A 2294-nucleotide genomic window follows, 5' to 3' on the forward strand; every position below is an offset into this window, starting at 1 on the left:
TCAAACAATTTTGCGTTTGGAGTTTTTGCTACAGATTTGAACGGAGATGGATTAGTTGATAGCTCAGATTATGTAATCTGGGAGGCCAACTCAAACAACTTCATTTTTGCGTTCTATCCGTTTTAATGAGTAACCCAATAATTAATTTAAATATTTTATGAAAACAAGAATGTCTTTTAAAAACCTGATTTTAGGTTTTGCGATTATGTTCTCGTTAATGATTAATGTGAAATCTTATTCCCAGGCATGTCCTGGGAATCAGATCACATATTCATTACAGAACATTGTGACAACGTCAACGTCTATTGAATATGACGTTTACGTAAAAAACACGGGGACTACAGCTATGACCCTTGCGGGTATTGGTGGTAACGTGCTTTATGGTACTGCTTTGCCAACTGGTACTGTAGCTACTTTTACAGTTGTCAATCAGCCTTCTGCATCTGACTTCCCAACTTTGGCAAACGTGGCTCCAACACATACAGCTGCTACACGTCAGTTGCGTTGGACTGAAACCAACCAAACTTTGAGTTCTGGAAATACTGTGGCTTTGCCATCAGGTGTTGACAAAAAGTTTTGTCGTTTTAGACTTACTAGTTCACTTGGTTTTACCAACAACACTATGCAACTTACCTTCCCAACAGGGGGTGCAGGTATTACTTTAAATATCTGTGTTGTATATTGTGAAGCTAATACTAACTCTGCTGCAATCTCATTTGCTAACGGTAACTTAGTGTTGGGTGGTCCTTATACCGCTTCAGGTGTAACTTGTGCTACTTCAGGTGCTGTAAGCAACTTAGGTGCTGTTACTTGTTTTGGTGGTAACAATGGTTCTGCTACTGTTACTATGTCACCGGTTCCGTCTAACAGTTCTATTACTTATACTGTTGATGGTGGCGCTTCAACTGCTGCTACTTTGGTATCAGGTGCATTCAACGTATCTGGTTTAACTGCTGGTGCGCACACGATTGCCGTGTCTAACGGTTCTTGTGCGGTTGTAAATGTACCGGTTACTATTTCTGGTCCTGCATCAGCTTTAACCAACACAACAACTGAATCTGCCTGCGGTAGCTTTACTTGGGGTGTGACTGGTTTGACTTATTCTGAGTCTGGTACTTATACCGGAACTACTACAAATGGTCAAGGATGTACAGTTAATGAAACTTTGAACTTAACGATTACACCTAATACTTCAAACACAACTACTGAATCTGCTTGTGATACTTATACTTGGTCAGTTAACGGTCAAACCTATACTTCATCAGGTACATATACCAACACAGTTGGATGTCATACTGAAGTATTGAACTTAACTATCACACCAAGTACATCTAACACTACTTCAGCTTCGGCTTGTGATACTTATACATGGTCAGTAAATGGTCAAACGTATACTTCATCAGGATCTTACTCTAATACAGTTGGATGTCACACAGAAGTATTGAACTTGACTATTACGCCAAGTACTTCTAACACTTCATCAGCTTCAGCTTGTGATAGCTATACATGGTCAGTAAACGGTCAAACCTATACTTCATCAGGTTCTTATTCTAACACTGTTGGATGTCATACAGAAGTATTGAACTTGACAATTACACCAAGTACTTCTAACACTTCATCAGCTTCTGCTTGTGATAGCTATACATGGTCAGTAAATGGTCAAACCTATACTTCATCAGGATCTTACACTAATACTGTTGGATGTCATACTGAAGTGTTGAATTTGACAATTACGCCAAGTACTTCTAACACTACTTCACAATCTGCTTGTGATACTTATACTTGGTCAGTAAACGGTCAAACGTATACTTCATCTGGTTCTTACACTAGTACTGTTGGATGTCATACAGAAGTATTGAACTTGACAATCACGCCAAGTACTTCTAACACTACTTCAGAAACTGCTTGTGGTTCTTTCACATGGTCAGTAAATGGTCAAACATATACTTCATCAGGTACTTACACTAGTACTGTAGGATGTCATACTGAAATCTTGAACTTGACTATCAATACTTCAGCTCAAACTTACTATGCTGATGCTGATGCTGATGGTTTTGGTGCTGGTGCTGCTATCTTGTCTTGTACAGGTCAACCTGAAGGTACTTCTACAAACAATACTGACTGTGCTCCTGCTGATGCAACAAAATGGAGAACTGCTAACTTCTACACTGATGCTGATGGTGACGGATACAACAATGGTTTCCCTCCAACTTCAGTATGCTACGGTGCTGCTACACCAGCAGGTTACACTTTAGTAAACAATGGTACTGATTGCAACGATGAGTCTGCATCAG

The 2294-nt window shown here is 39.6% G+C and carries 1 pseudogene; it reads left to right on the forward strand.

Going from position 1 to position 2294, the window contains the following annotated elements:
* Positions 1 to 157: 157 nt before the first annotated feature.
* Positions 158 to 2294 (forward strand): annotated as a pseudogene (locus KIH23_RS13555) (hypothetical protein); the annotation flags it as partial.

It is taken from the genome of Flavobacterium sp. CYK-55 (assembly GCF_018413465.1).
Taxonomy (GTDB): Bacteria; Bacteroidota; Bacteroidia; order Flavobacteriales; family Flavobacteriaceae; genus Flavobacterium.